1 protein-coding gene is annotated in these 1,625 nt (G+C 67.7%); it reads right to left on the bottom strand.

Translation table 11 applies throughout. From position 1 onward, the window contains the following. On the bottom strand, positions 1 to 1,417 hold a 1,417-nt coding region (locus tag LNV23_RS23775; protein WP_263565228.1), incomplete at its 3' end, for an autotransporter-associated beta strand repeat-containing protein. Between the last annotated feature and the right edge of the window lie 208 nt (positions 1,418 to 1,625).

Raw genomic sequence — 1,625 nt, 5'->3', positions numbered from 1 at the left:
TGCCGATCTGCAGCGTGCCAGCAGACACCGTGGTCCCGCCGCTGTAGCTGTTGTTGGCGGACAGCACCGTGCTGCCAGCTCCGCTCTTGACGAGGGACCAACTGCCGAGCGTCCCCGCAGCTTTTGTGCCGCCCGATCCCGTCTGATCGGCGATCACGTCGGCAAAGGTTTGCGTTTGTCCAGCCCCCGGCGCCAGCGACAGGCTGCCGTTGCCCTGCAGGAACATGCCCGCACCAAAGGCCTGCCCCGCGGTGCCCGAGACTGGCCCGGTGCCGTTCCGTTTATAGCCTCCGATCCCGCCGGCGCCGCCCGCTACCGAACTGCCGCTGATGCCGGCACTGCCTGAGAAGATCAGCGTACCCCCCTCCATCACGAACACGGCGCCACCCAGCCCGGCACCGCCGCCTCCGCCTCCGACAACAGCGCCGCCAGTGCCCCCGGCAAAACCGTCGGGCACCCATGACCCCGCCGCGAGTCCGGGCGTTGCGCTGTCAGCCATTGCCAGAGAGAGAACCCGGGCGGATGCTGCGGCACCTCCAAACGCCCGCGAGCTGCCGCCACTGCCGCCACCGAAGCCGCCTGCACCACCGCTGCCGAGAACACCCCTGTAACCGCCCGAACCGTCTGCGATCGAGCCCCCCGCGCCGCCGCCGCCGCCCGCACCGAATGTACCGGCCGATCCAGGATAGTCGCTGGGTGGCGTGGGGTAACGAAAGACACCGTTGCCACCTTTGCCGCCGCCGCCGAGGCCGCCCAGCGCCGCACCGCCGGCGCCGGGGGCAGCGCCCGAGGCCGACAGGCCGTTGCCACCCAGACCGCCGCCGCCGCCGCCGCCGCCGTTGTCACAGCAACTGCCGCCGTCGCTGCCATAGTTGCCGCCCTTGCCGCCTTGTGCCGCATTGGCGCTGAAGTTCACTGCCGTCAGCGTGACTGTGGCGCCCGCCTTGACAAAGAGGCCGCCGCCCAGGCCGGCGCTGCCTCCGCCGCCCCCGCCGCCGCCATTGCCTTCACCGCCATTGCCACCATTACCGCCGGTCGCCTTGGTCTGCTGGATCGTCAGGTTCTTGATCGCCCAGGTGCCCGATGCCACAAACAGGCCCCGGTATTGGCCGGCGCCAGACAGCGAGTAGCCATTGCCATTGATGGTGGCATCGACCGTGAGTACCGGCAGGTTGGCGCCCAAGGTCACATCGCCACTGAAGTTGATGACATCGCCTTTGACCGCCTGGGTCAGCGCTGTGCGCAAGCTGGCGTCACTGTTGACAGTGAACGTCGCTGCGTTCGCAGTCGGCGCGAAGGCGACCATGAGTGCCGCGCTAAGCAGGCACAGCGGCGCCGAGTGGGAATGCATCCGGCTCGGCTCGAGCAAGCGATTGACCGGCAAACGACGTGTGACATTCGAGGTGGCTTGTGCCATGGCAGTGGACTCGCTGAATCGGGTTTTTCTTGTGGGGGGTGAAGACCTGGCTCGGCTGTGCTGCAGTCAGCGCAGAAGCTCTTTTTCTGGGCTCGATGCTATGGATGCTGCGCCGGCGTTGAAATGGTCCATTTAGACCAGAGCCCCCCCCGCAATCGGGGTGGTGCAATTGCCGCCATGAGTACGCCCCATGTCCTGCTGATCGACG

The sequence above is a fragment of the Kinneretia sp. DJ1R-11 genome (assembly GCF_025717595.1).
Classification (GTDB): domain Bacteria; phylum Pseudomonadota; class Gammaproteobacteria; order Burkholderiales; family Burkholderiaceae_C; genus Paucibacter_A.
Note: the sequence above shows the minus strand (reverse complement) of the source record. Positions and strands in the feature narration are given on the sequence as shown.